Origin of the sequence: Endozoicomonas numazuensis (genome assembly GCF_000722635.1) — a bacterium.
GTDB classification, from domain to species: Bacteria; Pseudomonadota; Gammaproteobacteria; order Pseudomonadales; family Endozoicomonadaceae; genus Endozoicomonas_A; species Endozoicomonas_A numazuensis.
The window spans coordinates 137,019-160,483 of sequence record NZ_JOKH01000008.1 but is presented as its reverse complement, the minus strand read 5'-3'; the positions used below and the strand labels follow the sequence as shown (position 1 = coordinate 160,483).

Genomic DNA, 23,465 nt, shown 5'->3' with positions numbered 1-23,465 from the left:
GGGGGCACCATGCTGATGAACTCGGATGATTGAGCCGTCAACCATCAGGTACTCCATATCGCGATCCCTATTCAGTTCTTCAAAGACTCGATTCCATATACCTTTTGCACACCAGCGACTAAATCGGTTGTACGTGTTATGCCAATCACCAAATTCTTCGGGTAAGTCTCTCCACGGAGCACCAGTGCGATCAATCCAGAGAACCGCTTCAATAAACAGCCTGTTTTTAGCTGTTGGTCCAGGGTCAGAAGCTTTACCTGGTAGCATGTCTTTGATCCGATCCCACTGTTCATCTTTGAGTACTGTGCGAGCCATAACAAACCAAAATAATACATTCTAGCTGAATATCAGCTGGCTTTTTGGTCAGTTTGATGACGAGCTGATAGGTCGTTCAGATGAGAACACCCCCTAGGAGGCTGACCGAGAATAGACAGCCCGGCCTGAAATCCAGAAAGAACGGCCATCTTTTCCACTGAATTTGCTTAAATAGGTCAACTATTCGCACAAATTCAGTGAAAAAGCTGACTCGTTCTACTGAATTTTATGCTCGGACGCTATTCTCGGTCAGCCTCCTAGCGCCTGTTATACACTTTTTTGAGGCGCTTGATATTAAGCCTGACACCTCTGTTCAGCTAATTGACAGTTAATCCATTGATAGGGAAATATTCCAAAAATCAATGGCTGGATGATTTCAAAATGAGGGTATCGAAAGCGTGAAATTTTAATAGAGCTGTCTCTGAGTTATAGGGCAATGTCTGAAAAGTAATACTGTTTGAGTATGCACCAATAAATGGAACGTTTGTTCTTTCTAAAAATGGCTATCATTCGGCTATCTGATTCGCGGGATCCGGATTCAGTCAATATACTTACTGGCATCTCTCCAATGAAACAACCACTCAATGCTGTCTGATAATGAGTCTGTGATCCCCCCAAAAAGCTTGTTTTCTGAAATTGATCTGCCGGTATTTCTGGTCAGTGGAGGAAGTTTAGGGCTCTTTGTACTTTTGTCCCTGCACGATATTGAAATGGTTTCCCGCTGGATCAGTGCTGGATTTTACGCTTCCACCCGATTGTTCGGTTTCTATTGGCAGGTTCTGCTGTTAGCAACATTTATTATTAGCCTTGCCTTGGTCATAGGGCGAACCGGACGAGTGCGATTGGGAGGGTTAGATAAGCCGGAACTGAGCAACTTTAAATGGATATCAGTGATTATGTGCACGCTTCTGGCCGGTGGTGGGGTGTTCTGGGCAGCAGCGGAGCCAATGGCTCATTTTATCTCTCCTCCCCCCTTATTTGGTGAGGGAAGTAGTTCAATCGATACGGCTTATAATGCTCTGGCTCAGAGTTTTATGCACTGGGGGTTTCTACCCTGGTCCATTCTCAGTAGTTTAACGGGCATTGTTTTCATGTATTTACATTATGAAAAAGGCCTTCCTCTTCAACCCCGCACATTGCTATATCCGCTGTTTGGAGAAAAAGCGCTTACAGGCCCCCTGGGAACGATAGTTGACGCATGCTCTGTGCTGGCCGTAGTCGCAGGAACTGTTGGGCCTATAGGCTTTCTGGGATTACAGGTCGGCTATGGTTTGGAAAAGTTGTTTGGTATACCTAATACCTACGGTCTGCAACTCATGGTGCTGGTTGGTTTAATAAGCATCTACACCGTTTCTGCTGTCAGTGGTGTTACACGAGGTATCCAGCTCCTGAGCAGTGCGAATGTGTTGCTGGCAATTGTATTGATGGTATTCCTCCTTTCCTTTGGTCCTACTTCCTTCATTTTTAACAGTTACTTTCATTCTTTTGGGATTTACCTGAATAAATTTATTCCCATGGCTGTCTTTAGAGAGAGTTCTGAATGGCTGGATTGGTGGACAGTCTTCTTCTGGGGATGGTTTTTGGGCTATGGGCCTTTGACTGCCATGTTTGTCGCGCGCATATCCCGTGGTCGAACCATTAGGGAAATGATTGTGCTGACCTCGATATTAGCCCCACTCATGACCACGTTATGGCTGGCAATATTAGGGGGCACTGGCTTGTCTCTTGAGCTGGAGAATCCCGGGATTATTTCAGAACCTTTTGCTGGAACCAATTTGCCTGCTGCCTTGTTTGCCATCACCGGTCAGCTACCCACCGATTTACTGATTTCTGTAGCCTTTCTTCTTCTGACCATTATTTTTGTGGCGACCACAGGTGATTCCATGACCTATGCCGTATCCATGGTGATGACCGGTAACGATCATCCTCAGGCGTATGTCCGTGTTTTCTGGGGAGTCATGATGGGCGTGGTAGCTGCGTTGTTGATTTCTATAGGTTCCGGTGGTATATCGGCGTTGCAGTCATTTATTGTTATTACCGCTGTACCTGTTTCTCTGATCCTGCTGCCATCTTTGTGGAATGCTCCAAAAATTGCCAGAAAGATGGCAGATCAGCAGGGACTTTAAGTGCTCATTTCTGCACACTGCTATCACTCAGAATCAGGATACCGTTACGCACACCACTCACCATGACATTTTCTGGCATGAAGTCGATGGAGAGCATGGGGTTGTCAGCCCGTTCACCACTGGCAACAAACAACTCCGAGCTGACGGCTCCGGTTTCAAAATCATGAGCACTTAAATACCAGGCGTGAACATCTTCCGGTGTGCCCATTTTTCGTGAGTACTGATAGACGTGCCCATCACCCGTAGATAGGCGAGGGGGGGTCTGTGATGAAACGGTATAGTTTTCCCAAATGGTATCGCAGTCACTGTAATCATCCCGAACATCAACACGGGCCAGGCCGGGTTCATATTCAACCAGCTCATAGAAAGCGCCGCCAAAGTTATTTTGAACAATAAGGCTCTTGTCGTATCCCACCATAGTGTTATCCAGAAAGCTTTTTCCTGGCTTGAACATGGGCTGCTGTCAAACAATACGATTATTGATTGCTTCGGTTGCTGTTTTAAGAACTACTGTTCGACCCTGCTCACGGCCATCATTTAAGCCAAAAGCAATCAGGCGACCCTCGTCAAAAACAGTGGGTGCTGTCAGATCTCCATTGGTGGTAGACGATTGACCATCGTCGTACTGCCAGCGGATGTTGACCTGACTATCTTTGCTTACTTCCAGTCGATATAGTGCGCGGGTACTTAAGATAAAGGCGGCTTCCCGGGTGACGGTCATGGCAGTTCCAAACTTTTTTTTCATTACCCAGCTGGAGAATATGCACAGAGGCTGATTGCCTGGCTGGACAGGGACGGTAAGGCCCTCTTTCAGTCTAATAGTGGACTGGCCACTTCCATCGGTCAGTGTTCCAAGCCCTCCTACACCGGACATCAAATCAACAAGCCTTTCGACAGGCTTCTGGCCAGCAGGATAACCAATCGGATGATGTTGAGGATTTTTAAATTCCTCAATCCTGCGTTCAGGGAGGATGCCATTTGAGGTGCTCTGTATATAGTTCATGTGGATAGTACCTGAGATGTGTTGTGTTTTCCTGTCAGCAGGGTTTCGCGCGGGGTTCAGCAATTATCTCGATAACTATACGTACCTGTCCGGTATTGTGATCCTGTGTGATAAAAAATACCCTGACTACTAATGAAAAAACACTAATTTAAGCGCGTGAACAAAATGGCTTTCTACTGAAAGCTTTTGGTTTAAGCCGCCCCTCAGCATGGCAGTCGCAGCATTCAAAGTCATGATGAGGTGAGAAACAGAAGGCGTGACACAGAATGAGCTACGTTCTATCCATTGATCAGGGGACAACCAGCAGTCGAGCGATTTTATTTGATCGCAACAGTCAGATCGCTGGTGTAACCCAAAGAGAGTTCACTCAGCATTATCCGGCAGCCGGTTGGGTAGAGCACGACCCTATGGAGATTTGGGCAACCCAGCGTGCGGTTTTGACTGAAGTACTGGCAAAAACGGGTATTTCCTCCAAGGAAATTGCAGCCATTGGAATTACCAATCAGCGTGAAACGACGGTGGTATGGAATAAAGAAACCGGTCGACCGGTTCATAATGCTATTGTCTGGCAGTGTCGTCGAACCACGGATATTTGTGAGCAGCTTCGGGAAGATGGCTTTGAGGATTACGTGCGGGAAAAAACCGGTCTGGTACTGGATGCTTATTTCTCAGGTACCAAGATTAAATGGATTCTGGATAACGTTGAAGGTGCGCGCGAACAGGCAGAACGTGGCGAACTGCTGTTTGGAACCATTGATACCTGGTTGACCTGGAAACTGACGGATGGCAAAGCTCATGTCACGGATGCTTCCAATGCTTCACGTACCCTGTTGTTTGATATCCATAGCTTGGACTGGGATGACGTTATTCTGGAAAAGCTGGGTATTCCTCGCAGCATGTTGCCAGAAGTGAAAAGCTCATCGGAAGTGTATGGTCATACCCGCGTAGGAAAAAGCGATATTCCCGTTGCAGGTATTGCAGGAGATCAGCAGGCGGCTCTTTTTGGTCAGATGTGTATCCAGGAAGGCATGGCCAAGAATACCTATGGAACAGGCTGCTTTCTGCTTAAAAACACAGGAGACAGACCTGTTAAGTCCACTCATGGATTGCTGACGACCATAGCCTATAGCCTTAATGGTCAGGTGACCTATGCGCTTGAAGGTTCTGTTTTTATGGGAGGGGCTTCTGTTCAGTGGCTGCGGGATGAGCTCGGTTTGGTTCGTGATGCTGCGGATACTGCCTATTTTGCCAGCAAGGTAGAAGACACTAACGGAGTGTATGTCGTACCCGCTTTTGTAGGCCTGGGTGCTCCTTACTGGGATCCCTATGCGAGAGGCGCTATTTTTGGCCTGACTCGCGGGGCTAACCGTAATCATATTGTCAGGGCTACACTGGAAGCCATTGCTTATCAGTCCCGAGATTTGATTGACGCGATGGAACAGGATTCCGGCATTAAACTCAGTCAGTTGAAAGTGGATGGTGGGGCTGTAGCCAATGATTTTCTGATGCAGTTTCAGTCAGACATTCTGGATGTCACCGTGGCAAGGCCAGAGTTGATTGAGTCTACTGCAGCCGGTGCAGCGTATCTGGCAGGGCTGGCTGTGGGCTTCTGGAAAGATACGGATGAGTTGTCAACGCTGGTTCAGGTCGATAAAGAGTTTGAGCCTGAAATGGCTGAAGACAGGCGCTCAGAGCTCTACGCAGGGTGGAAAAAAGCCGTAGAAAGAAGTCAGCACTGGAGCGATTAACGGTTTATCTGTTCGTTTTCTTGATGTATTGGGTTGTCTGGTTCTTCATCGTTGCATGTGTGAGAGGTGAAGAACCGGGCAGCCAGCGGCATGCTGAGTCGGAAAGCTTCATCTTCAAAGCTTCGGTCAAGGTAATGCTTTTCGAATTCTTTTTTTTCAATAGAACCTTCTTCCAGCTGACGGACATGAACCAGTTCGTGAGCCATGGTCACTCGTATTTCACTGGGCTCCAGCCCTTCTGCCAGTGCTATCAGATATTTTTTAGGCCCTATCTTTTTGGCAAACCCCTTTAAACCTGGTTTATCCATTCTTTTCGTCAAGTGGAGGATAGTGACCCCACTGATTCCCAATTCCTCCATATAAAAGGCCTGCATGTCCAGAAAGTCACAACCAAAGTTATTTAAAGGTGAGGCATAGGAAGAAACCGTCAGTAAAGAAAAAGTTGCTAAGAGAGCGAGGTGAAATCTCTGAATCATGAAACAGGCCTGTTAAGCTGGCTAAAGGGCTTCAATGGCTCAATGCAGTTCGGCAAAACAGGAGAAGACTTTATATGGGCTGGTTTCAGAAACAGATCCAATTGTCGGAAAAAGAGAGTGGGTTTCATCTGATTACGGATGAAATTGAGTCTCGGTTGCCAGAGCTTTCAAAGTATCAGGTGGGTCTGGGAGCCTGTCGGACTTAAGACAATTTCGGCCTCCCTAACCCTGAATGAGAATGCAGATCCGGATGTACGTCACGATATGGAAGAATTTTCCCTTCAAGCTATTCCGGATAATGCCGACTACTATCGCCATGTTCTTGAGGGACCAGATGATATGCCGGCCCATGTAAAGTCCAGCCTCTGGGGAGCCAGTGTCATGATCCCCATTACTGAGGGGCAACTCAATCTGGGAACCTGGCAGGGAATCTGGTTGGGGGAGCACAGAGAGCGAGGAGGAGGGCGTCGCTCGATTGTGACTTTACAAGGTAGCTTATATAGGTAATTATAATTTTATAAAGTTTTTTAATAACAAGAAGATCAATGGAGGACTCTCACCGACTGGCGTTTTACTTACGCTGGACTATAACTATAAAAAATCGGAACTAAAGTCATAATTAAATAGGGTTGGGGCATGGTTAATGCTCCACGACCAGTATCCAAGAGGAAATAGCTATGGCACGGAGAACGCCGAAAAAAGCTGCTGCTGGTTTTGATGGTGTTGATATCAGTTTTCTGGGGAGTCGAGACGAACCAGCTGATCAGCGCACAGTAGAATCTCGTAAGAAACTCAGAGAAAGCATGAATGCTCAGATTGAAGCGTTCCTGAATTCTGGAGGAGAGATTGAAGAAGTACCATCAAACATTACTGCAGATCCGCCCAAAAAGCCTTCGAGCGAATACGGTAACCGACCCATCTGATGTACTTTGTAAGCCCGACTCTGTCGGGCTTTTTTATTAATCTTCGACTCTCACCAAAGGCCCCTCTGAATATTCTTCCAACTCTCCAACAGGCTCCAGTGACAGGCTAAATTGTCGGGTGATGGCTAGAAACTCTTCTTCACTCTGTCTGTCTACAGCAACCAATAGTCCGCCACTGGTCTGAGGGTCACAAATAATCTGTTTTTGCTCTTCAGTAATAGGTGCAGCCTTGTGGCCATAACTGTCAAAATTACGCAGTGTACCGCCTGGAATACAGCCCTGCTGCTGATAGTCATGGACATGTGGAAGCAGAGGCAAGCGACTCATCTTGATTTTTGCAGCGACTTTGCTGCCCTCGCAGACTTCGATCAGGTGCCCCAGCAGGCCAAAGCCTGTGACATCCGTTATGGCACTGATACCCGGCAATTGAGCCAGTGTGGCACCGATCTTGTTGAGTGTGCACATGGCATCACGGGCAATGAGGCTGTGCTCCTCTTTTAAAAGCTTTTTTTTCTGAGCGGTAGTTAGAATGCCAACACCCAGTGGTTTGGTGAGATAAAGTTTACTTCCGGCTCTGGCTTGATCATTACGCTTGAGTTGTTCCAGTGGCACTTTGCCAGTGACTGCCAGCCCGAAAATAGGCTCAGGTGCATCAATGCTGTGTCCTCCTGCCAGCGGTATGCCTGCATCGGCGCAGGCCTGACGACCGCCATCCACCACTTTTGCGGCAATTTCAGGGGGGAGAATATTCACTGGCCAGCCCAGAATGGCAATAGCCATCATGGGCGTACCCCCCATGGCGTAGATGTCACTGATCGCATTGGTGGCAGCGATCCGTCCAAAATCAAAAGGGTCGTCAACAATAGGCATAAAGAAGTCGGTGGTACTGATGACACCTTCACCATTGCCCAAGTCAAAAACAGCCGCGTCGTCCTTACTGGAGTTACCAACAATGAGCCCGGGGAAATCCGGTAACTGAAGATTTGTTTTCAGAATGCCATCGAGAATCTGGGGGGAAATCTTGCAGCCGCAACCTGCGCCATGACTGTATTCAGTCAGCTTGATAGGGTCAGTATCTACAGAATTCATTGGAGTGCTCAAGAGGGATAAACAGGAAAGCTATGCACTCTAGCAGTCTGTTGGACTCAAGACAATTTCATGCTTGAAAGCTCAAGGCATTCAGGAAAGGACAGGAGCCCAATGGGCTCCTGCTTGCGTCTGATTAGAACCGGATGCTCCAGCTATTCAGGGTACCAGTGTCCCTTCTGTAGTGATCACTGACCTTCAGGCTCCAGGAACCCCGGGATTCAACGCCAGACATATTGACCTGATAACTGGTGACCAGATTGTCTGCGCTGTCGTTACTGACCTCTTTCAGTACGCTGGTCTGGCCATTAGGTGCAACCAGCTGAATCTTCAGGTCACCACGGTAAGTGTGAGTGATATTGACGCTAACCGTCACGGTACCGGAATCACCACTGCGAGTACTGTTCACTGAGCTGGTGACACCTGTAGTTTTGTTATCTGGAATGGCGACAGGAGTGGTGTTAGAGAATTCGTCAGAGTTGCCACCACCACTGGATGCTGTGTAATCTGCAACCAGAGATACTCCGGAGAAGGCGCTGTAACCTCTCAACATAACGTGCCACGTACCGGTGCTGGGAGAGCTGAATGAGCAGCTTTCAGTGTTCCCTGAACGATAAGGACGGCAGTCGAAGCTGCTGGTAGTGGGCTTGCTGCCGTGGCGAACATAGAGATCGGCATCGCCTGTCCCACCAGACATATTGAATGACAGGTTACTGGCTCCGGCTGGCACCTCAAAGGTGTATTCCAGCTGCTGACCAGAGCTACCATTGAGTCCGGATTTAGCTACGCCTTTCTCCAGGTCGTTGTCTGAGGGAGGGGGAGTTGTACCACCACCGTTCACTGCCTGAAGCGCGGCATGAGCATCAACAATACCTGCTCCACAACTGCTGGTAGAGCATTGGCGAGTGCTCACCGAAGGGAAAGCTCTGGCTGTATTCTCAATAGTGGTTTCAACTTGATCAGGTGTCAGGTCGGACTTAACTGAATACATCAGTGCTGCTACTCCAGCAACATGAGGTGCAGCCATACTGGTTCCCTGATAAAACGCATAGCTGTCATTACCTGGAGTCTGAGATCCTCCGTTGAGAGTAGAAAGCACTCCGTTGGCAGGGTTTTGGGTTTCACCCCCTGGAGCGGCTACATCAACAACGCTACCGAAGTTAGAGTAGAATGCCCGACCACCGTCGCGTTTATTAGAGGCGACAGTAATAACACCGTCACAGCTGGCAGGTGAGAAACCCGATGCATCCTGATTGCTGTTACCCGCTGCTACAACAATAGTGGCTCCAGCAGCTCTGACACTATTGATCGCATCTTTATAGGTTTGGCTACAGGGTGAGCCGCCACCCAAACTCAGATTAAGCACTTTGGCGGGGGTAGGGTTGGCAGGTACCCCTGAAACTGAAAGGCCTGCAGCCCAGCGCATACCGTCGACGATGTCAGATGTATACCCGCCACAGCGACCCAAAACTCTAATAGGCTGAATTTTGGTATTCCAGCTGACACCGGCAATGCCTGTGTTGTTATTACTGGCAGCAGAAATGGTGCCGGCAACATGGGTTCCATGCCAGCTACTTTCAGTCGTTGAAGGTGGGTAGCCGTTACCGCAGGCACCTGCTGGCGTCCAGTCACCGGGGTCAGACGCATCGCTATCACGGCCATTCCCGTCCTGTGACACATTGGTGTTCGTGATGAAATCGTAGCCTGAAACGATGTTAGGGGTCAGGTCTGCATGGGCTCGAATACCGGTATCAATTACCGCAACGGTAATGTTTGGGGACCCCGTTGTGATGTCCCAGGCGGCAGGCAGGTTAATACCGCCAGCAGACTCAAAGTAGTGCCACTGCTCGTTGTAACGAGTGTCATTTGGAGTGGCCATGGGATACATCATGTAATCAGGCTCTGCGTAAAGGACGTTGGACTGTTGTGCTATTTCTGCAGCGAGTTCCTGCATATCCTCCAGTGATTTCAACTCTCCGAGATCAACGACACTGGCTCCATTTGTCAGGGGTCGAACATTAAGAAGTTGATTGCCAGTGATATTGGCAATGACCGGGTCAGAAGATATGGCCATTGCATTCATGGGAGAAGCGTATTTAATAATCAAACGGTCTGTGTTGTTTGATACGTTGCTCAACTCATTTGCCATGGCAACAGTGGTTACTGTCGATAGCAGTATTGAGCCTGCAAGCTTTGATAAGGTGTGCTTTGTGGTTTTCATTATTTTTATAGATGTCCATATTTAATACTCTCTGGTTTCGAAAGGGTTTTCCAGATTTGAAGAGTATTGTTTATCCATAAGATACTGGGATTCAGCATTTATCGATCGCTCTCTCAACCCAAAGTTGAGTTGAGAGAGACAATAGATTAAATCAGTTAATCCTGTTTGAATTCAAACAGATTTTTATTGCTGATTTGTTTTTTGTGGGGTTGTTGGCGAAATATTGATAGGAAGAAGTGGTATGTATGTTAATAATCACTCTTATTAATAAGTGCGTAGTCGTTTATTAAGTGGTATTTATAGTGTTACTTTTTTTGTGTGTATAGGTAAAAGTATGGCTTTTATATGATCTGATAGGTTCTGCTTATTGTTGTTATTTTATGGGTGGCATGACTGGTTGAATCTGGTTAAAACCGTCTGGTTCTATAAATTGAATCGAAGGACTGTTTTTCAGGTTTTCAATGTCCAGAGGTGAATCAGATAAGAAGATTATGCCGCAGGGGTTATAAGGCCGAATCAGAGTGAGTTGTGCTTTTGAAGAGAGAGTGTCCATTTTTTTTAGAAGCGATTCTGCATCACAACTGGTTACCTGATCAGGGTGGAATGCAGCAATCCAACGGTTTGTTAACGAATTGATTTCTGCACTTGAGAGAGTAGGCAGCGAAAGAGTGAAAAATAATAGGAATAGGCGGGGCATGATTTTTCCTTCATGTGAGCAGTGAAATAGCATTTGTTACAGCTTGGATAGAATAACCCCTCGGGAAAAGCCTTTATCTATCGATTACAGAGTAATAAAAGACCTTGAATGAATGGCCTGTAAAGACAGCGAAGGAGCCTACCTTAATACCTGCACAAGTACAGATTAGGCTCCGGTTATTAAGCACCTTTCAGGCGTTTCATAGACCGATAACAAGATATTTCAGTCCTCCAGCTCAGAGGAAAGTAGTTGTTTGTAAGCAAAGACTATCTTGATTGAAGGCCTTTTCAAGAATTTTTGAACCCAGAAACTGAACCACTGTTGTGCGTCCATGGCGTCTTCTTCATAGTTGAATACAATGGGCAGGTATTCAATAGCGTGAACTTTTTCTTCATCATCAATAACCGAAAATAGCAACCCGGGAGGATTGGCTATACCATCATTGCTGAGCCAGGGCTGACAGAAAAAACTAATTTCAAGATCCATTGACCAGAGCTTAAAATTCTTACTGACAATCAGTTTAAAGCGGGCCTTGTTTTTGTTTTTACCCTGTTTGGGAATAAAATCAAGGGGCTCCACCCGAGCTGGCATTTTTCGAACATTCAGGCCTTCTATTGGCTGAGTGCCTGATTCGTACCAGGACTTGATATCAGCTGCCTTTTGATTCAAGAAGTCACTGGCATTAACAGGGGATGCTGAGGCGGTCATCAAATACGCTCCTTTGTTATTGTTTGTGCGCTATGGCATCTAGCGCTCATCACCTGACAATGCTGTCAGGCTACACAGAAATGAGTGCATCATGCAATATTTTATGTATGTAAAATGATAGTTTTATGTAAACGTTACTAAGAATGACCTTATTTAGTGCATAATTTTTTGTTAAGTGCCAGGTGATAGAGATTCCTTGTCATGGAGGATGTTTAGTTAGGTTATTATTTTTGCTTAAGTCATTTTTAATAGGTTTTGTTTTCTTATTTCTACTTAATGAATGAGTTAATGTATCAGGCCTATCGAATAGATAAGCCTGATATTGATGGGTAATCATCACGGGTTCTGGCGTCGATATCTTTCCAGCCATACATCTGAAAAAATCATAATAATATTGATTAAAACCGTTGCGGATAGTGAAAGAATAATGACTGACTGCCAGTTTGGGAGATAGGAAGAAACATACGTGAACTGTATCAGCAAGCTGTAGTGCACTGCGGTCAAAAGAATTAAAAAGAGATTCCCTATACGTCTGTTTTTACTGATCCAGCTTAAGCTGTGGCGAATGGTTAACCCCAGCATTATCCAGACGGAAGCCAGCCAGGACGGGAGAATACGACTATCTCCGGTAAAGTGAAGAATACTCAAGTTACTCATGACACTATCCAGGGCGCTACCCAGAATGAGGGTAATCACCAGAATCTCTCGTTCTTTTTTCCAGGAGCCAGAGGTGGAAAAATGTATCATCAAAATAACTGCTGTGGCGGCAATAGCCCATATTGACTGCGTTGCCATACAAATCAGCCAGCCCGTTAAAGCCAGGGCACTGTTTAACCAGGAAGCATTCAATTGTTTCATCTAAAAAACCATTTAAAAGACCATTTAAAAGACGATGGGTCTCAAAATCGGATTGGGCTCAGAGGCCAACATGTCACTGATTGTTTCCAGCCCCTGTCTGAGTCGCTCTCTTGATGATGGGCTGCTGATACAGATTCTTACTGCCTGAGGAACAGCCGAGCTGCCAACCGCAAAGACTTCAGAGTGCAGAACTTTAACATTTTTACTTTCAAGCTGTTGCACAAAAGTTTCTGCACGCCAGGGTTCTGGTAACTTGAGCCAGGCATGAAAACTGTATGGCTGTGACTGTATATCAAGGTGCCCAATAGTGTCTTCCAGAATGAGTTGGCGATGAAGGATCTCTTCACGTTGCCAGGCGGTCAGTTGCCAGGCTTCCCCTGAATCAATCCATTCAGTGGCTACTTCAGACATTAATGGGGGCGCGCTCCAGCAATTATTGCGCATGGCTACCCTGATCTTTTGGTGCAGGTCTTCAGGGCTGACAATGAATCCTACTCGCAGCCCACCTGCCAGAGATTTAGAAAAACTTGAGGTATAGACCACTCTTTCTGGTGCAAGACTGTAGAGAGAAGGCAGGCGGTTTTCAGGCGGAATAAACTGAGCATCGTCTTCCAGAATAACCAGGTTATGCCTACGGGCTACGTCCAGAATTTCCTGTCGTCTACCCAATGGCATCGCGGTGGCGGTAGGGTTTTGCAGGTTAGGCATCACATAAAGAAGACGGGGCTTGAATTGATTGCAGCACTCCTCAAGTGCCTCTGGGGTCAGGCCATGCTGATCCATCGACAGTCCCATATGTCGAAGTTGCCATTGTCTGGCTGCATTGATAAAGCCCGGATACGTAAGATGTTCTGAAGCGATAATATCACCGGGTCTAAGGAGTCCCTGGAGTGTCAGCATGTTAGCATTCTGTCCCCCTGAGGTGATCAGAATATGATCTGGGTCGGCTTCCATTCCGTGATAGCGCATCCAGCGCGACATGGCTTCTCTGTGTCGGGCAATACCTGTTTCCGGGTGGTAGTCCAGCAGGCTTGAAAGATGCTGCCATTCTTCGGCGATTGAACTCAAACTTTTGGCCAGAACCTGCTCTCGGCGAGCAGGAACGGGTAGGCTCAGACTGAGATCAATTAGGTCAGTTTCCTGAGGCTCAGGGACTGAGAAGTCTCTCTTCTCCCATACTTTGCCAAGAATAAAAGTACCACTGCCTACTCTTGCGGTGACCAGACGACGTCGCTCGGCTTCAGCGTATCCCCGGGTGATAGTGCCGATAGTGACACCCAACTGGTCGGCCAGAGCCCGATGAGTGGGCAGGCGGTCGCCGCTGTTAAGTTCACCTTCCGTAATGGCTACTTCTATCGCGTCAGCCAGAGCTTTGTATTTGGGGCCGGAAAACCGGTCCAGATTAGGGTGCCAGTCATTCATGTTTTTATCTGTTTGTCATGATTGTCATGATTGTCATGGTGACAATATAAGAATTGCACCATTTTAGTCAGCATCTAAACTGCAATCAAATTGAAAATTAAAATAAAAACTAAATTGTATGGTGACAATTTATGTCGAATGCTCTCATGTCTTATACGCTTGATCCTTATTTGAAACAGCTCCAGACCACTGTGCTTGAGGCATCTGAGAATCACCTGGTACTGGCCGATACGATTTTCTATCCCACAGGTGGAGGGCAGCCGGGAGATACAGGCACGCTGTTGACGGCAAGTGGAGAAGTTTTAAAAGTCAACGATACCCGTCGCTGCAGAGAGACAGGAAGAGTGCTCCATATTCTGGAAGAGCCCACTGTTTCATTGAATGAAGGTGCTGCTGTGACCCTGAAACTGGATTGGGACAGAAGGTATGCCCATATGCGTATGCATACCTGTATGCATCTCTTGTGCGCTGTTATTCCAGAAGGTGTGACAGGTGGAGGCTTGACTGATCGCAAGGCCAGGTTGGATTTCTGTCTTAAGGAGGGATTGCCAGATAAGCAGCAGCTGACAGATGAGTTGAACGCCTTGATTCAGAAAGATCTGCCCGTCTCTGTAGAAATACTCGATGAAAGTATTCTGGATGAGCAGCCTGAGTTGGTGAAAACAATGTCTGTCCAGCCACCTAGAGGAACCGGTCAGCTCAGAATGATCCGGGTTCACGATACGGATTTTCAGCCATGTGGTGGAACTCATGTCGCCAGAACCGGGGAAATAGGGTTAGTCAGGGTCGCCAAAGTGGAAAGCAAGGGCAGGAACAACAAGCGAGTCCAAATCGTTTTTGATCACACAACAAAAGAACGGAGTGAGTGATGAAAGTACTTCCGATTTATCAGGTGGATGCTTTTACCAATGAATTGTTTGGTGGCAATCCTGCAGCTATTTGTCCGGTAAAAGAGATGCTTTCAGACGAGCTGATGCAGCGTATTGCTCTGGAGAATAATCTTTCAGAAACTGCTTTTATTTCAGGGGCAGATGGACATTACCACATTCGCTGGTTTACACCCGGGACAGAAGTCAGTCTGTGCGGGCATGCGACACTGGCAGCCAGTTATGTGATTCGGCATGAGCTTGGAGATCAGTCAGCAGAACTGTCTTTTGAAAGTTTGTCCGGTGTTTTAAAAGTCAGGTTCATAGAAGACTCGATAGAGTTGGACTTTCCGGCGGCTTCCTACACGCGTGAGCCTATTCCCGAGGAAGTTGCTAAACAACTTCCCTTCGAAGCTTTGGATTCGAGATTTAACAGAGATGATTTGTTAATTGTCGCTCCTGATGAAGAAACGGTTGCCAGTCTGGAACTGGACTTTACCGGACTGAAAAATAGTAGAGTGCGTGGTGTAGTGATTTCTGCCCGCTCAGAAAGAATGGATGTGGATTTTGTATCCCGCTGGTTCGGTGGGCCAGAGGTCGGGATTAAAGAAGATCCGGTCACTGGATCAGCTCATACTCTGCTTACACCTTATTGGTCTGAACTTTTAGGTAAAAAAACGCTCAAAGCTGAACAGATTTCCCAGAGATTGGGGCAGCTTGAATGTGAATGGACTGAAGATAGGGTTTTGCTCCGTGGAAGTGCGGTTCTCTATTTAAAAGGCCAGATAACCGTATCAGGAGGTTGAAATGAGTGGCGAGTTGAGTGTTATCTTGTGGCCGCTGCTAGCGTTTGCTTTTTCCAGTACGGTTACCCCGGGACCCAATAATGTCATGATCATGACGTCGGTCATGAATTATGGCACTCAATCGCCAAATTCCTTAGTGCCACAAGGTTCTGCGTGATCATCGCAGCAATTTATGAATTATCCGGGCTAGGAGTATATTGAGACTCATGAGACGAACGATGCCTTGAGCCGCTTTGCGAATGCCGTGAATAAGACCTGTCGGTATCATAGGCTGAACGATAAAAAGAACGAGGTGACCGACTTCGATCACGACCAGCCCCAGAACGGGAAGAACGATAAGATGAACGATGAAAAGAATGAGGTGACCGACTTCGATCACGACCAGCTCCAGAACGGGAAGAGCGATAAGAAGAGCGAGGTGAACGACTTCGATCACGACCAGCCTCAGAACGGGAAAAATGGGGCACTTGATCATCAGAAGGGCGTATACCGTGCCTCGCCTCTTTTTCTCTTATTACCGAATGTGCACGATGCTCGGATTGCCTCCATTTCTGACCCTTGTAGTTACCCCCCCTGGTCGGGTCATGTCGAGTGGCTCTGGAATAACTGGCTTTACTTTGCCTCTTAAGCTTTAAAGACACTTCTGGGGTACCACTAAATAAAGTCGATATCAACTTTTCAACATGCCCCTTCAAAGAAGAAATCTTGCCTTTAAATTTCTCGTCCGAGCTGAGAGATACAGCCTTTTCGCAATCCCCCTGCGCATCTACGAGCACTTTTATATAATCACTTTTATGACTAGCGTCGTATCCTTCCCTGCTGATCAACCGGTGTATTGCATTAAAGCTTAAAAAGCTTTTTCGATACAACACACTACCGATATTTTCGGTATTTTCTTCAATTTCCAGTGCATCCAGAACAGTCAATGCTTCATGCTCGGAATTTTCATTAATTTTACGTGCCGCCAATGCTAGATTGCCAAGTAAGCTATTTACGTCAGATGACGCTGAAGAAAGCAGATTCAAACTTGCAGTAAGGAGTCGATCCTTGTCTCTATCCCCTAATTTGCCGTCGCGCATTAACGTATTACAATAAGATAAAGCCGTTGAACAATCCTTTTGCTCCAACTTCTCTGCAACTTTGCACAGCCCTAAACATACATTTAGCTGTCGAATTTTAGTCAAATCACCTGGCGGAAGATCCAGAAGACCTTTAAAACCTTCCCAGGCTTCATCCAATTGACCAAGAGCCAATTGTGAATAGGCCACACTACAGCGATAACCAAAATTATTATTGCCTCCAACCAACGCCAGAACTTTCTGATGATCCTCATTACTACCCATTGCCTGCCACACACGCACTCTAATCAAAGTCCAAAGATGCGTGGTATTATAGTTTCGACGTTCTGGCGATTTGTTTATCTCGAACTCAGCAGCCGTCAACAGTCTTTCCAACTCATCTTTATCCTTGGTAGATCTAACGTTCTGGAAAATATTATTGAGTTTACAACCCAGTGTATTCGATGCCGTATCATGATCTCGGCTTACAACACCCAATCGTTCGTGAACCGGCTTTCTCTTAGTCACTACAGAATCTGACGACATCCGACCAGTATGCAAAGATTTCTCTCTTGCTATGGAAATTTGCTCAGCCAGAATTTTCTTAACCCCACTTTCCTCAGCCTCACTTTCCTCAAGCTCACCTTCTTCAAGTTCACTTTCCTCAGCCTCTGCTGCCTGGATTTCTACTGGCTTAATTTTTGCCGACTTTTGTCCTGAAACAGTCTTGTCATCCAGAGGCAAATCTTCATCAAGCAGAGGCAAATCTTCATCAAGCAATGCATCGTCAAAATCCGTATCACCAGCCTCAATACCTGATAGAGGTCCCAACAAGAGATCTGCCTCCATCTTTAACAATTCAGAAGAGGTAGTGGTTCGTTCACTCAGGTTTGGCGACACAGCATCAGGAAAACCCCTTGCAGCCGGGGTGAACTTCTGCCCAGCAACTAAGGTGATACCTGATCCCCCTTCCTCTACACTCCCTGCAGGAGTTAAATCAACTAGCACTTTAAGAGAACTAGCGCCTCCTGATGTCACAGTATTATTCATCAACAAACTGACTCCCTATCTAATCTCAGGACTTCTGTCCCAGTTAAATGATTCATACGTGCTTTGATCGCAAGCTAAGCATTTGGTTCCCTTTCCTCCACAATTTTTACCTGTTCAACCACTTACCCTGCCTCCTTCCATCTCGCCTACTTTTCAACAGAGCTTTCAGGTGCAATCAAGGGTCAAGGGTCTTGCAACAGTTCAGGTCGTTGACTCCGATTTTATGAGCTAAAACCTACCCAAGCGCAGTCTGATTTCCACATTGCTGGCCGCCACCATACTGGCAGGATGCTCGCCTCAACCACGAACGCCTGTTGAGCAGCCTCTTCCCGTTGTAGCGTTTGAGGGCCAACTCACCTTGGACCCACACCATCAAATTAGAAGGCCAGATAACCGTATCAGGAGGTTGAAATGAGTGGTGAGTTGAGTGTTATCTTGTGGCCGCTGCTAGCGTTTGCTTTTTCCAGCACGGTTACCCCGGGCCCCAATAATGTCATGATCATGACGTCGGGCATGAATTATGGTACCCGTCAGAGCCTGCCTCATTTTTTAGGTATTTGTTTGGGGTTCCCTCTGATGGTGCTATGTGTGGGCCTTGGGTTGGGAGCTGTCTTTGACCTTTTTCCAGCTCTGCACGATATTATCAAAGTGCTTGGTATTGCTTACCTTCTGTATCTTGCCTGGTTGATTGCCAAGTCTGCACCTGCTGATTTAAAGGGCAGCCAGACAAAGCCACTGACTTTTATGCAGTCTGCCTTGTTTCAATGGGTTAATCCCAAGGCCTGGATTATGGCGACAGGTGCTGTTGCTGCTTATACAACGGTTTCTGGTGATGTATTTCTGCAGGTACTTGTCATTGCTCTGGCATTTCTGCTGACATCGGTTCCCTGTGTGGGTGCCTGGCTGTTTTTTGGTGTTCGTTTGAAAAAGGTTTTGCAGCAGCCGTCCTATCAAAGGGTGTTCAATATCACTATGGCTCTCTTACTGGTGCTGTCTATTATTCCGGTCATTAATGAAATGATTTGAAGTCATTGTTCCGAACCCTGTCTATTTACAGGTTCCGGAAACTCTCTTTTGAGTTAAAGTTATGATGCTTTTTATTAAGAGGGGCATTTCGCAAATGGATTGGAGCCAGTCCGGACGTCTGGCGTCAACAAAAAACATTCAGAGGGCTTAAAGGGTAGGCTTGGATGGTGTAATGGGCAGTTGGCTGATCCAGTTTCTCTCCCACTCTTTCAATTCTTCGACTGGCATGGGTCTGGCAATGAAATAGCCCTGAGCCATATCGCAGTTTAAGTGGTTCAATAGCTGCCATTCTTCGATACTCTCAACTCCTTCTGCAACTGTGTTCATTTTCAGAGTGTGTGCCAGTCCTATATTGGCTTCAATAATGGCTTTTCGAGTATTATCGCTGCAGGCTCCCTGTACAAACGAGCGATCTATCTTGAGTTCTGAGAAAGGAATGCGATTCAGCTGCTGCATGCTGGAATAGCCAGTACCAAAGTCATCAATCGACAGTGAGAACCCCTTCATTTTGAGTCTGGCCAGAGATTCCAGGGCTTTGGCTGCATTCTGGATCAAACTGCTTTCGGTAATCTCAAGAGTCAGGAGTTCTGGAGCTAACCCATTGGCCCTTATCTTTTCAAACAGTTGATCAGGCAGTGAAGTGTCGGAAAGCACAATGACTGAAAGGTTAACGGCCACGGAAATAGCTCGACCTTCATTCTGCCAGTGTTTGATTTGCTCTATGGCTTGATCGAACAGTTTGTAGGTCAACTTTGTGATCAGCCCGGTGCTTTCCATTAAAGGAATAAAGTGAGCAGGGCTGATTAATCCTTGAGGATGGTTCCAGCGACAAAGCGCTTCAGTTGCGATCAGACGGCCACTATGAACCATGACTTTGGGTTGGTGGTAGAGCTCAAACTCATTGTTATCAATGGCTTCTTCCAGCTCTGTCTCATTGAAATGGATAGTTTGTACTTCTTGTCTGGACGCTACATCAGGCTCGTCACCAAAGTACAGTTCCATCAGTTCTCTGAGACGTTCCAGTGAAATAGGTTTGGGTAGTGTTCCCAGTACTTTCAGGCCATGTTCAACTGCAAGGTCTTCCACTGTGCGGATAATGGAAGGCTCCAGAGCACTGGCCAGAATAATCGCTTTGGCAAGGTTGCGGTCGGCCAGATGCCCGAGAAACTGGATACCATCCATACCTGGCATATCCAGGTCACAGATAACGATGTCAGCCAACGAGCTTTTTTCGAGTTTCTCTAATGCCTGATAACCGTCGGCAGCGACCATCAACTGACTGACCCCCAGTCCCCTGACGGTTTGTTCGGCAACCATCCTTTGAAAGTCATGGTCTTCTACAATCAGAATGCTGAGGTCACTGAATGATCCATTCATGCTGGAGTCCGTTATTAGCTTTTTAAGAGTGGCTTATGAATTGCCAGTCCGTCCCTGAGGCCCATTTCTGAGGGGGCTATTACAAGGGTAGACCGGTGAGAATGGGCTCTTCTGATAAAAGTCATACTCTACTGCCCTTCATCAGTCTAATTTTGCTCAAAACCTCAGGCAAAAAGTTCAGAGGCTGCAATACTTCCTCCAGTTAGAGCGTGAGTCTGAAGCATTTCAGAACACATGATCTGGTTTCTCTCTTGTTTCTTCGGACTCCAAATTCTGTTCAAGGCACTGATCCGTTGAGGGGGTTGAATATGCATGCTTTCAAGACTGTTATGATCGCTATCACCAGAAGTCATACCAGTGAACTCGAGTTAAGACAGGCTTTCAGACTCGTGGCTGATAATAACGCCAGACTGGTCATGGCCTTCTTTGATCAAAGTCTGGAAGTGATGCGCAAACTCCAGTTTATTCCACTGGAAGGCAAGCTGGAGGCCGCCATGAGAAGACAGTTGGAGCTGGATGCTGAGAAAGTGAAACAGCTTGCGTGGGAAGAAGGTATTGAGGCAGAAGTTCATATTGTTGCAGGTAAGCCCAGGCAGTTAATCTCTGGCTTGATTGATGAGTTTGGCGTGGATCTGGTCATCAAACTGGCCGACCCTTGTGGAGCGCTAGCCCGTAATCAGTTGACGGGTAATGATCTGGCGCTGCTCAGGAAGTGTCCGGTACCGGTATTGATGATGGCCTGCCGGGATCAGCTCCCTGATTTTACTGGCAGGATTCTGGTAGCGGTAGATGTCGGTGATCCGGACAGTGATGCGGTTGCCCTGAACAGAAGTCTGCTGCTCCATGGCCATTATCTCAGCAGTCAGGAAGAAGCAGAGTTGCATGTAGTGACTGTGTGGAATTTGCCAGTGAATAACCCAGCATTACGAATGCTGGGTGATGAAGAAATCTATGAATTGCAGGAAAGCACTCATCAACGTTATCAAAAGAGGTTAGAAAAGGCGCTGTCAGAAGCGGGTATTGATCCAGATTCCAAAACAGTCAACGTTCATTTGTTGAAGGGAAATGCAGCCCGGGAGATACAGAAACTGGCCAATGAGATTAATGTGGATTTAGTCGTGATGGGGACTCTGAGTCGACATGCTCAGGGAATGCTGATGGGGAATACGGCCGAGAATATTCTGAATAATATCTATTGTTCCATTCTGGCAGTGAAGCCGGATGGGTTTGTCAGTCCACTGGCCTGAGAGCCAGCGGACTTAGCAGCCTTGAACGCATAAAGCGTATCAGGGCTTGAGGCCACTCATGAATTCAATGGCGTTGCTCATTTCTTCATCAGAGCAATCCATACAAGTTCCCTTGGGAGGCATGCTGCCTATACCGCCAATAGCATTACCCAACAGCTTGCTGAAATCGCCCGCTGCAGACAGTTTGGTTTCCCAGGCAGCCTTGTCATCTTTCTTGGGAGCACCAAGAAGACCTGAGGTGTGGCAGGCGGTACAGAACTGGTTGAAGATCTGTTCACCGGAACGAGGACCGCTGGTGGTGCTGACAGTAGCGCCAACATTAGCGGCACACTCTTCGCCTTCTTTGCACACAGAGCCAATAGGAGCAATTCGCTCGGCTACTTCTTTACGGGAAATTTCATCCAGCTCAACAGGCTTGGCGAAAGCCAGGATGGAAAATAGACCCCCGATCAAGGCAATTAACGTACGTATTTGAGTTACCCGAGACACTCACTTATCCCCTATATCGACAAAGGCCTGCGGCACCATGTATTACACCAGTGGCACATCATTCAAGTCACCTGGCACTATGGCTACGGCAGACTCCTCAACGCTTATGCTGTTTATGGTTATATCTTGTGAACCTGAATAAACCATTATGATGGTTTTATTAACTATGTACTCAGGACACCAGTAACCGAATTGTTCTTAAGCATCGCGGATTATAGAACAATTGAGGGAGGTAAAACAGCGCTTTCCTTGCAGAGTCTTTACGATAGAGCAGGGGATTTATAGACAGTTGACTGACCGGGCGAAAGCTGTTCAGCTGGAATTACCAGTGGCTAAAACCGCTTTTGCGGCAAAAAGCCATAGACAGGCAGGAGGCTGATCAGTAATATTGGCCTCCGCTGAAAGCCTCTGTATAAGTACGGCTTTCCAGCACCCGTAGCTCAGCTGGATAGAGCGCTGCCCTCCGGAGGCAGAGGTCATAGGTTCGAATCCTATCGGGTGCGCCATACAAAAAATGCTCAGTTTTTTGAACTGGGCATTTTTTTTATTCTGCGTTTCTATTTGTACATTCCCTGACTGTCCAAAGCCGCTTGGGGAACAGCAACAACCTGCTGACTGTCTTCATAGATCACAGTTCCGGGAGAGTCTGACCTCATCTCTGAAACTTCCAGTCCGCAGGTTTCAAGGACAGGCACGAGCTCTCTGACTTTGTTGATGATTTCTACCTGAGCATTCTTAAACCAGCAAACTCCCAACAAGTTTTTACTGTCTTCAAAAATGTTCGGTGTTAGAAGGGATTTTTGAAACCAGGATAAATTCAAGTTAAACGTTTCTTTTAGTGATGAGGGAAGACGATCTTCTTTACTCAGCTTAAACGCAGCACCGAAAATGCCCTGATCAATACCCAGGGTAAACGCATGAACGTTATTTGATGCTGTGATTCAGGTATTGAGTGGATTGGGAAGATTCCGGCGCATTGGGAAGTAGTGGCCAACCGTAGTCTATTCAAAGAGCGAGTGAAGCCAGGACGGGAAGGACTGCCATTGCTGATGGTTTCTATTCACTCTGGTGTTTCAGATGATGAGGTTTCTGATGAAGAAAACATTAGAGGCCGGGTGAAGATTGAAGATAAATCCAAATACAATCGAGTTCAGCCGAGTGATATTGTGTTCAATATGATGAGAGCGTGGCAAGGGGCTATCGGTGCGGTTCGTGTCGAAGGGATGGTCAGTCCAGCTTATATTATTGCTTCACCCATTGGTGCGATTAACTCCAAATTCTATGAGTATCAATATCGTACTCCAATCTTCATTCAGCAGATGGATCGGTTTTCCAAAGGGATTACTGATTTCAGAAAGCGGTTATATTGGGATGAATATAAGCAGCTGCTAACGTTACTGCCACCGCTCGATGAACAGGAGGCTATCGTTACTCATATTGAGTCAGAGTCTTCCAAAATAGACAAAGCCATCACCCTCCAGCAACAGCAAATCGACAAGCTGAAAGAATACCGGGCAACACTGATCAACAGCGTTGTCACCGGTAAAATCAAGGTAGTGTGATTTTTAAAACACAGGGCGTTTGCGTCCATTCTGAATGAAGCTTGACGCATAATGTCATTGTGCATAAACTTATTCGTGCACAATGGTATTATGCATATCGGGTAAGTATGGCCGTTCAATTCAGAGACAAGTGGCTGGAGTCCTTCTATGAAGAGGATAAGCCAAATAGACGGATACCAAAAAGGCTTGAATCAGCGCTGTTCAGAAAAATACAAATTCTGGATGGAGCTAATAACGAATCAGATTTAAGAATACCTCCCGGAAACCGGTTTGAGCATTTAACGAATAACCTCAGTGAATGGTGTTCAATCCGGGTCAACAAACAATACCGTCTGGTATTCAAGTGGATAGATGGTGTGGCTGTAGATACACACCTTGACCCACATAAATACAGAGGATAA

The 23,465-nt window shown here is 46.7% G+C and carries 25 protein-coding genes and 1 tRNA gene; 12 read left to right on the top strand and 14 right to left on the bottom strand.

Annotated features, from left to right (window positions below):
• Positions 1-315, bottom strand: a 315-nt coding sequence (locus GZ78_RS29685) for an IS5 family transposase (RefSeq protein WP_034842137.1), incomplete at its 3' end; no start/stop codon positions are given.
• 584 nt (positions 316-899) lie between these two features.
• Between GZ78_RS29685 and GZ78_RS23885 the strand changes: the two genes are divergently transcribed.
• Positions 900-2,441 (top strand): BCCT family transporter, encoded by a 1,542-nt coding sequence (locus tag GZ78_RS23885; protein ID WP_034841911.1) that lies wholly within the window; start codon positions 900-902, stop codon positions 2,439-2,441.
• 4 nt (positions 2,442-2,445) lie between these two features.
• Here GZ78_RS23885 and GZ78_RS23880 read toward each other — a convergent pair whose 3' ends face one another.
• Both GZ78_RS23880 and GZ78_RS23875 read right to left on the bottom strand, forming a co-directional pair.
• Positions 2,446-2,895 (bottom strand): hypothetical protein, encoded by a 450-nt coding sequence (locus GZ78_RS23880; RefSeq protein WP_034841908.1) that lies wholly within the window; start codon positions 2,893-2,895, stop codon positions 2,446-2,448.
• A 9-nt stretch (positions 2,896-2,904) separates the two neighbouring features.
• Positions 2,905-3,444 (bottom strand): hypothetical protein, encoded by a 540-nt coding sequence (locus tag GZ78_RS23875; RefSeq protein ID WP_034841906.1) that lies wholly within the window; start codon positions 3,442-3,444, stop codon positions 2,905-2,907.
• Between the two features lie 266 nt (positions 3,445-3,710).
• Here GZ78_RS23875 and glpK point away from each other — a divergent pair, with 266 nt between their 5' ends.
• Positions 3,711-5,192 (top strand): glycerol kinase GlpK, encoded by a 1,482-nt coding sequence (glpK, locus tag GZ78_RS23870; RefSeq protein WP_034841904.1) that lies wholly within the window; start codon positions 3,711-3,713, stop codon positions 5,190-5,192.
• On the opposite strand, the gene GZ78_RS23865 is transcribed toward glpK, so the two are convergent.
• Entirely contained in the window at positions 5,189-5,668 is a 480-nt protein-coding gene (locus tag GZ78_RS23865; RefSeq protein ID WP_034841902.1) for a hypothetical protein, read from the bottom strand. The genes glpK and GZ78_RS23865 overlap by 4 nt on opposite strands.
• 74 nt (positions 5,669-5,742) lie before the next feature.
• Here GZ78_RS23865 and GZ78_RS30825 point away from each other — a divergent pair, with 74 nt between their 5' ends.
• The 3 genes from GZ78_RS30825 (at position 5,743) to GZ78_RS23855 (ending at position 6,591) form a co-directional block, all read left to right on the top strand.
• Positions 5,743-5,874 (top strand): YjbQ family protein, encoded by a 132-nt coding sequence (locus tag GZ78_RS30825; protein ID WP_330217631.1) that lies wholly within the window; start codon positions 5,743-5,745, stop codon positions 5,872-5,874.
• Positions 5,813-6,175, top strand: a complete 363-nt coding sequence (locus GZ78_RS30820) for a secondary thiamine-phosphate synthase enzyme YjbQ (protein ID WP_407919818.1) — start codon at positions 5,813-5,815, stop codon at positions 6,173-6,175. Before GZ78_RS30825 ends, GZ78_RS30820 begins: the two co-directional genes overlap by 62 nt.
• A 170-nt stretch (positions 6,176-6,345) precedes the next feature.
• Complete coding sequence (locus tag GZ78_RS23855; RefSeq protein ID WP_201772787.1) at positions 6,346-6,591, top strand: hypothetical protein; 246 nt, start codon at positions 6,346-6,348, stop codon at positions 6,589-6,591.
• A gap of 36 nt (positions 6,592-6,627) precedes the next feature.
• Here the strand turns inward: GZ78_RS23855 and selD are convergent, their stop codons facing one another.
• The 6 genes from selD to GZ78_RS23825 all read right to left on the bottom strand — a co-directional run bounded on the left by selD (position 6,628) and on the right by GZ78_RS23825 (position 13,583).
• The gene (gene selD, locus GZ78_RS23850) at positions 6,628-7,680 is read right to left on the bottom strand and encodes a selenide, water dikinase SelD (protein ID WP_034841899.1); all 1,053 of its coding nucleotides are present in this window, start codon (positions 7,678-7,680) and stop codon (positions 6,628-6,630) included.
• A gap of 133 nt (positions 7,681-7,813) precedes the next feature.
• On the bottom strand, positions 7,814-9,898 hold the full coding sequence (locus GZ78_RS30815; protein ID WP_051786496.1) for a S8 family serine peptidase: 2,085 nt from the start codon (positions 9,896-9,898) through the stop codon (positions 7,814-7,816).
• Positions 9,899-10,271: 373 nt separating this feature from the next.
• Positions 10,272-10,595 carry a hypothetical protein gene (locus tag GZ78_RS23840; protein WP_034841896.1) on the bottom strand — a complete coding sequence of 108 codons (324 nt, stop codon included), beginning with the start codon at positions 10,593-10,595 and terminating at the stop codon, positions 10,272-10,274.
• 222 nt (positions 10,596-10,817) lie between these two features.
• Positions 10,818-11,303 carry a hypothetical protein gene (locus tag GZ78_RS23835; RefSeq protein WP_034841894.1) on the bottom strand — a complete coding sequence of 162 codons (486 nt, stop codon included), beginning with the start codon at positions 11,301-11,303 and terminating at the stop codon, positions 10,818-10,820.
• Positions 11,304-11,639: 336 nt separating this feature from the next.
• Entirely contained in the window at positions 11,640-12,161 is a 522-nt protein-coding gene (locus GZ78_RS27850; protein ID WP_051786495.1) for a DUF2878 domain-containing protein, read from the bottom strand.
• 24 nt (positions 12,162-12,185) lie between these two features.
• Complete coding sequence (locus GZ78_RS23825; protein WP_034841891.1) at positions 12,186-13,583, bottom strand: aminotransferase-like domain-containing protein; 1,398 nt, start codon at positions 13,581-13,583, stop codon at positions 12,186-12,188.
• A gap of 131 nt (positions 13,584-13,714) precedes the next feature.
• Between GZ78_RS23825 and GZ78_RS23820 the strand changes: the two genes are divergently transcribed.
• Both GZ78_RS23820 and GZ78_RS23815 read left to right on the top strand, forming a co-directional pair.
• Positions 13,715-14,452, top strand: coding sequence for an alanyl-tRNA editing protein (locus GZ78_RS23820; protein ID WP_034841889.1), 738 nt, complete (start codon positions 13,715-13,717; stop codon positions 14,450-14,452).
• Complete coding sequence (locus GZ78_RS23815; RefSeq protein WP_034841886.1) at positions 14,452-15,255, top strand: PhzF family phenazine biosynthesis protein; 804 nt, start codon at positions 14,452-14,454, stop codon at positions 15,253-15,255. The genes GZ78_RS23820 and GZ78_RS23815 overlap by 1 nt, the downstream gene beginning before the upstream one ends.
• A gap of 170 nt (positions 15,256-15,425) precedes the next feature.
• Here the strand turns inward: GZ78_RS23815 and GZ78_RS23810 are convergent, their stop codons facing one another.
• Complete coding sequence (locus GZ78_RS23810; protein ID WP_152558917.1) at positions 15,426-17,093, bottom strand: hypothetical protein; 1,668 nt, start codon at positions 17,091-17,093, stop codon at positions 15,426-15,428.
• A 681-nt stretch (positions 17,094-17,774) separates the two neighbouring features.
• Here GZ78_RS23810 and GZ78_RS23805 point away from each other — a divergent pair.
• Positions 17,775-18,389, top strand: coding sequence for a LysE family translocator (locus GZ78_RS23805; RefSeq protein WP_034841882.1), 615 nt, complete (start codon positions 17,775-17,777; stop codon positions 18,387-18,389).
• Between the two features lie 147 nt (positions 18,390-18,536).
• Here the strand turns inward: GZ78_RS23805 and GZ78_RS23800 are convergent, their stop codons facing one another.
• Positions 18,537-19,766, bottom strand: coding sequence for a GGDEF/EAL domain-containing response regulator (locus GZ78_RS23800; protein WP_034841880.1), 1,230 nt, complete (start codon positions 19,764-19,766; stop codon positions 18,537-18,539).
• A 308-nt stretch (positions 19,767-20,074) separates the two neighbouring features.
• Between GZ78_RS23800 and GZ78_RS23795 the strand changes: the two genes are divergently transcribed.
• Complete coding sequence (locus GZ78_RS23795) at positions 20,075-21,013, top strand: universal stress protein (protein WP_152558916.1); 939 nt, start codon at positions 20,075-20,077, stop codon at positions 21,011-21,013.
• Positions 21,014-21,052: 39 nt separating this feature from the next.
• Here GZ78_RS23795 and GZ78_RS23790 read toward each other — a convergent pair whose 3' ends face one another.
• Complete coding sequence (locus GZ78_RS23790) at positions 21,053-21,502, bottom strand: c-type cytochrome (RefSeq protein ID WP_236631676.1); 450 nt, start codon at positions 21,500-21,502, stop codon at positions 21,053-21,055.
• 429 nt (positions 21,503-21,931) lie between these two features.
• Here GZ78_RS23790 and GZ78_RS23785 point away from each other — a divergent pair.
• Positions 21,932-22,008: transfer RNA gene (locus GZ78_RS23785), tRNA-Arg, on the top strand.
• 51 nt (positions 22,009-22,059) lie between these two features.
• Here GZ78_RS23785 and GZ78_RS23780 read toward each other — a convergent pair.
• The gene (locus tag GZ78_RS23780) at positions 22,060-22,323 is read right to left on the bottom strand and encodes a hypothetical protein (protein WP_034841875.1); all 264 of its coding nucleotides are present in this window, start codon (positions 22,321-22,323) and stop codon (positions 22,060-22,062) included.
• 165 nt (positions 22,324-22,488) lie between these two features.
• On the opposite strand from GZ78_RS23780, the gene GZ78_RS23775 reads away from it, so the two are divergent.
• Positions 22,489-23,064, top strand: a complete 576-nt coding sequence (locus GZ78_RS23775; protein ID WP_051786494.1) for a restriction endonuclease subunit S — start codon at positions 22,489-22,491, stop codon at positions 23,062-23,064.
• Between the two features lie 107 nt (positions 23,065-23,171).
• A complete protein-coding gene (locus tag GZ78_RS23770) occupies positions 23,172-23,465 on the top strand; it encodes a type II toxin-antitoxin system RelE/ParE family toxin (protein ID WP_034841874.1) in 294 nt (97 codons plus the stop codon).

Coding starts and splice junctions, on each gene's coding strand:
- GZ78_RS23770 (WP_034841874.1), top strand. CDS start 23,172: ATGGCCGTTCAATTCAGAGACAAGTGGCTGGAGTCCTTCTATGAAGAG.
- GZ78_RS27850 (WP_051786495.1), bottom strand. CDS start 12,161: ATGAAACAATTGAATGCTTCCTGGTTAAACAGTGCCCTGGCTTTAACG.
- GZ78_RS23880 (WP_034841908.1), bottom strand. CDS start 2,895: ATGTTCAAGCCAGGAAAAAGCTTTCTGGATAACACTATGGTGGGATAC.
- GZ78_RS23855 (WP_201772787.1), top strand. CDS start 6,346: ATGGCACGGAGAACGCCGAAAAAAGCTGCTGCTGGTTTTGATGGTGTT.
- GZ78_RS23820 (WP_034841889.1), top strand. CDS start 13,715: ATGTCGAATGCTCTCATGTCTTATACGCTTGATCCTTATTTGAAACAG.
- GZ78_RS30825 (WP_330217631.1), top strand. CDS start 5,743: ATGGGCTGGTTTCAGAAACAGATCCAATTGTCGGAAAAAGAGAGTGGG.
- GZ78_RS23795 (WP_152558916.1), top strand. CDS start 20,075: ATGCATGCTTTCAAGACTGTTATGATCGCTATCACCAGAAGTCATACC.
- GZ78_RS23805 (WP_034841882.1), top strand. CDS start 17,775: ATGAGTGGTGAGTTGAGTGTTATCTTGTGGCCGCTGCTAGCGTTTGCT.
- GZ78_RS23865 (WP_034841902.1), bottom strand. CDS start 5,668: ATGATTCAGAGATTTCACCTCGCTCTCTTAGCAACTTTTTCTTTACTG.
- GZ78_RS23815 (WP_034841886.1), top strand. CDS start 14,452: ATGAAAGTACTTCCGATTTATCAGGTGGATGCTTTTACCAATGAATTG.
- GZ78_RS23835 (WP_034841894.1), bottom strand. CDS start 11,303: ATGACCGCCTCAGCATCCCCTGTTAATGCCAGTGACTTCTTGAATCAA.
- GZ78_RS23875 (WP_034841906.1), bottom strand. CDS start 3,444: ATGAACTATATACAGAGCACCTCAAATGGCATCCTCCCTGAACGCAGG.
- selD (WP_034841899.1), bottom strand. CDS start 7,680: ATGAATTCTGTAGATACTGACCCTATCAAGCTGACTGAATACAGTCAT.
- GZ78_RS23800 (WP_034841880.1), bottom strand. CDS start 19,766: ATGAATGGATCATTCAGTGACCTCAGCATTCTGATTGTAGAAGACCAT.
- GZ78_RS30815 (WP_051786496.1), bottom strand. CDS start 9,898: ATGAAAACCACAAAGCACACCTTATCAAAGCTTGCAGGCTCAATACTG.
- GZ78_RS23825 (WP_034841891.1), bottom strand. CDS start 13,583: ATGAATGACTGGCACCCTAATCTGGACCGGTTTTCCGGCCCCAAATAC.
- glpK (WP_034841904.1), top strand. CDS start 3,711: ATGAGCTACGTTCTATCCATTGATCAGGGGACAACCAGCAGTCGAGCG.
- GZ78_RS23885 (WP_034841911.1), top strand. CDS start 900: ATGCTGTCTGATAATGAGTCTGTGATCCCCCCAAAAAGCTTGTTTTCT.
- GZ78_RS23840 (WP_034841896.1), bottom strand. CDS start 10,595: ATGCCCCGCCTATTCCTATTATTTTTCACTCTTTCGCTGCCTACTCTC.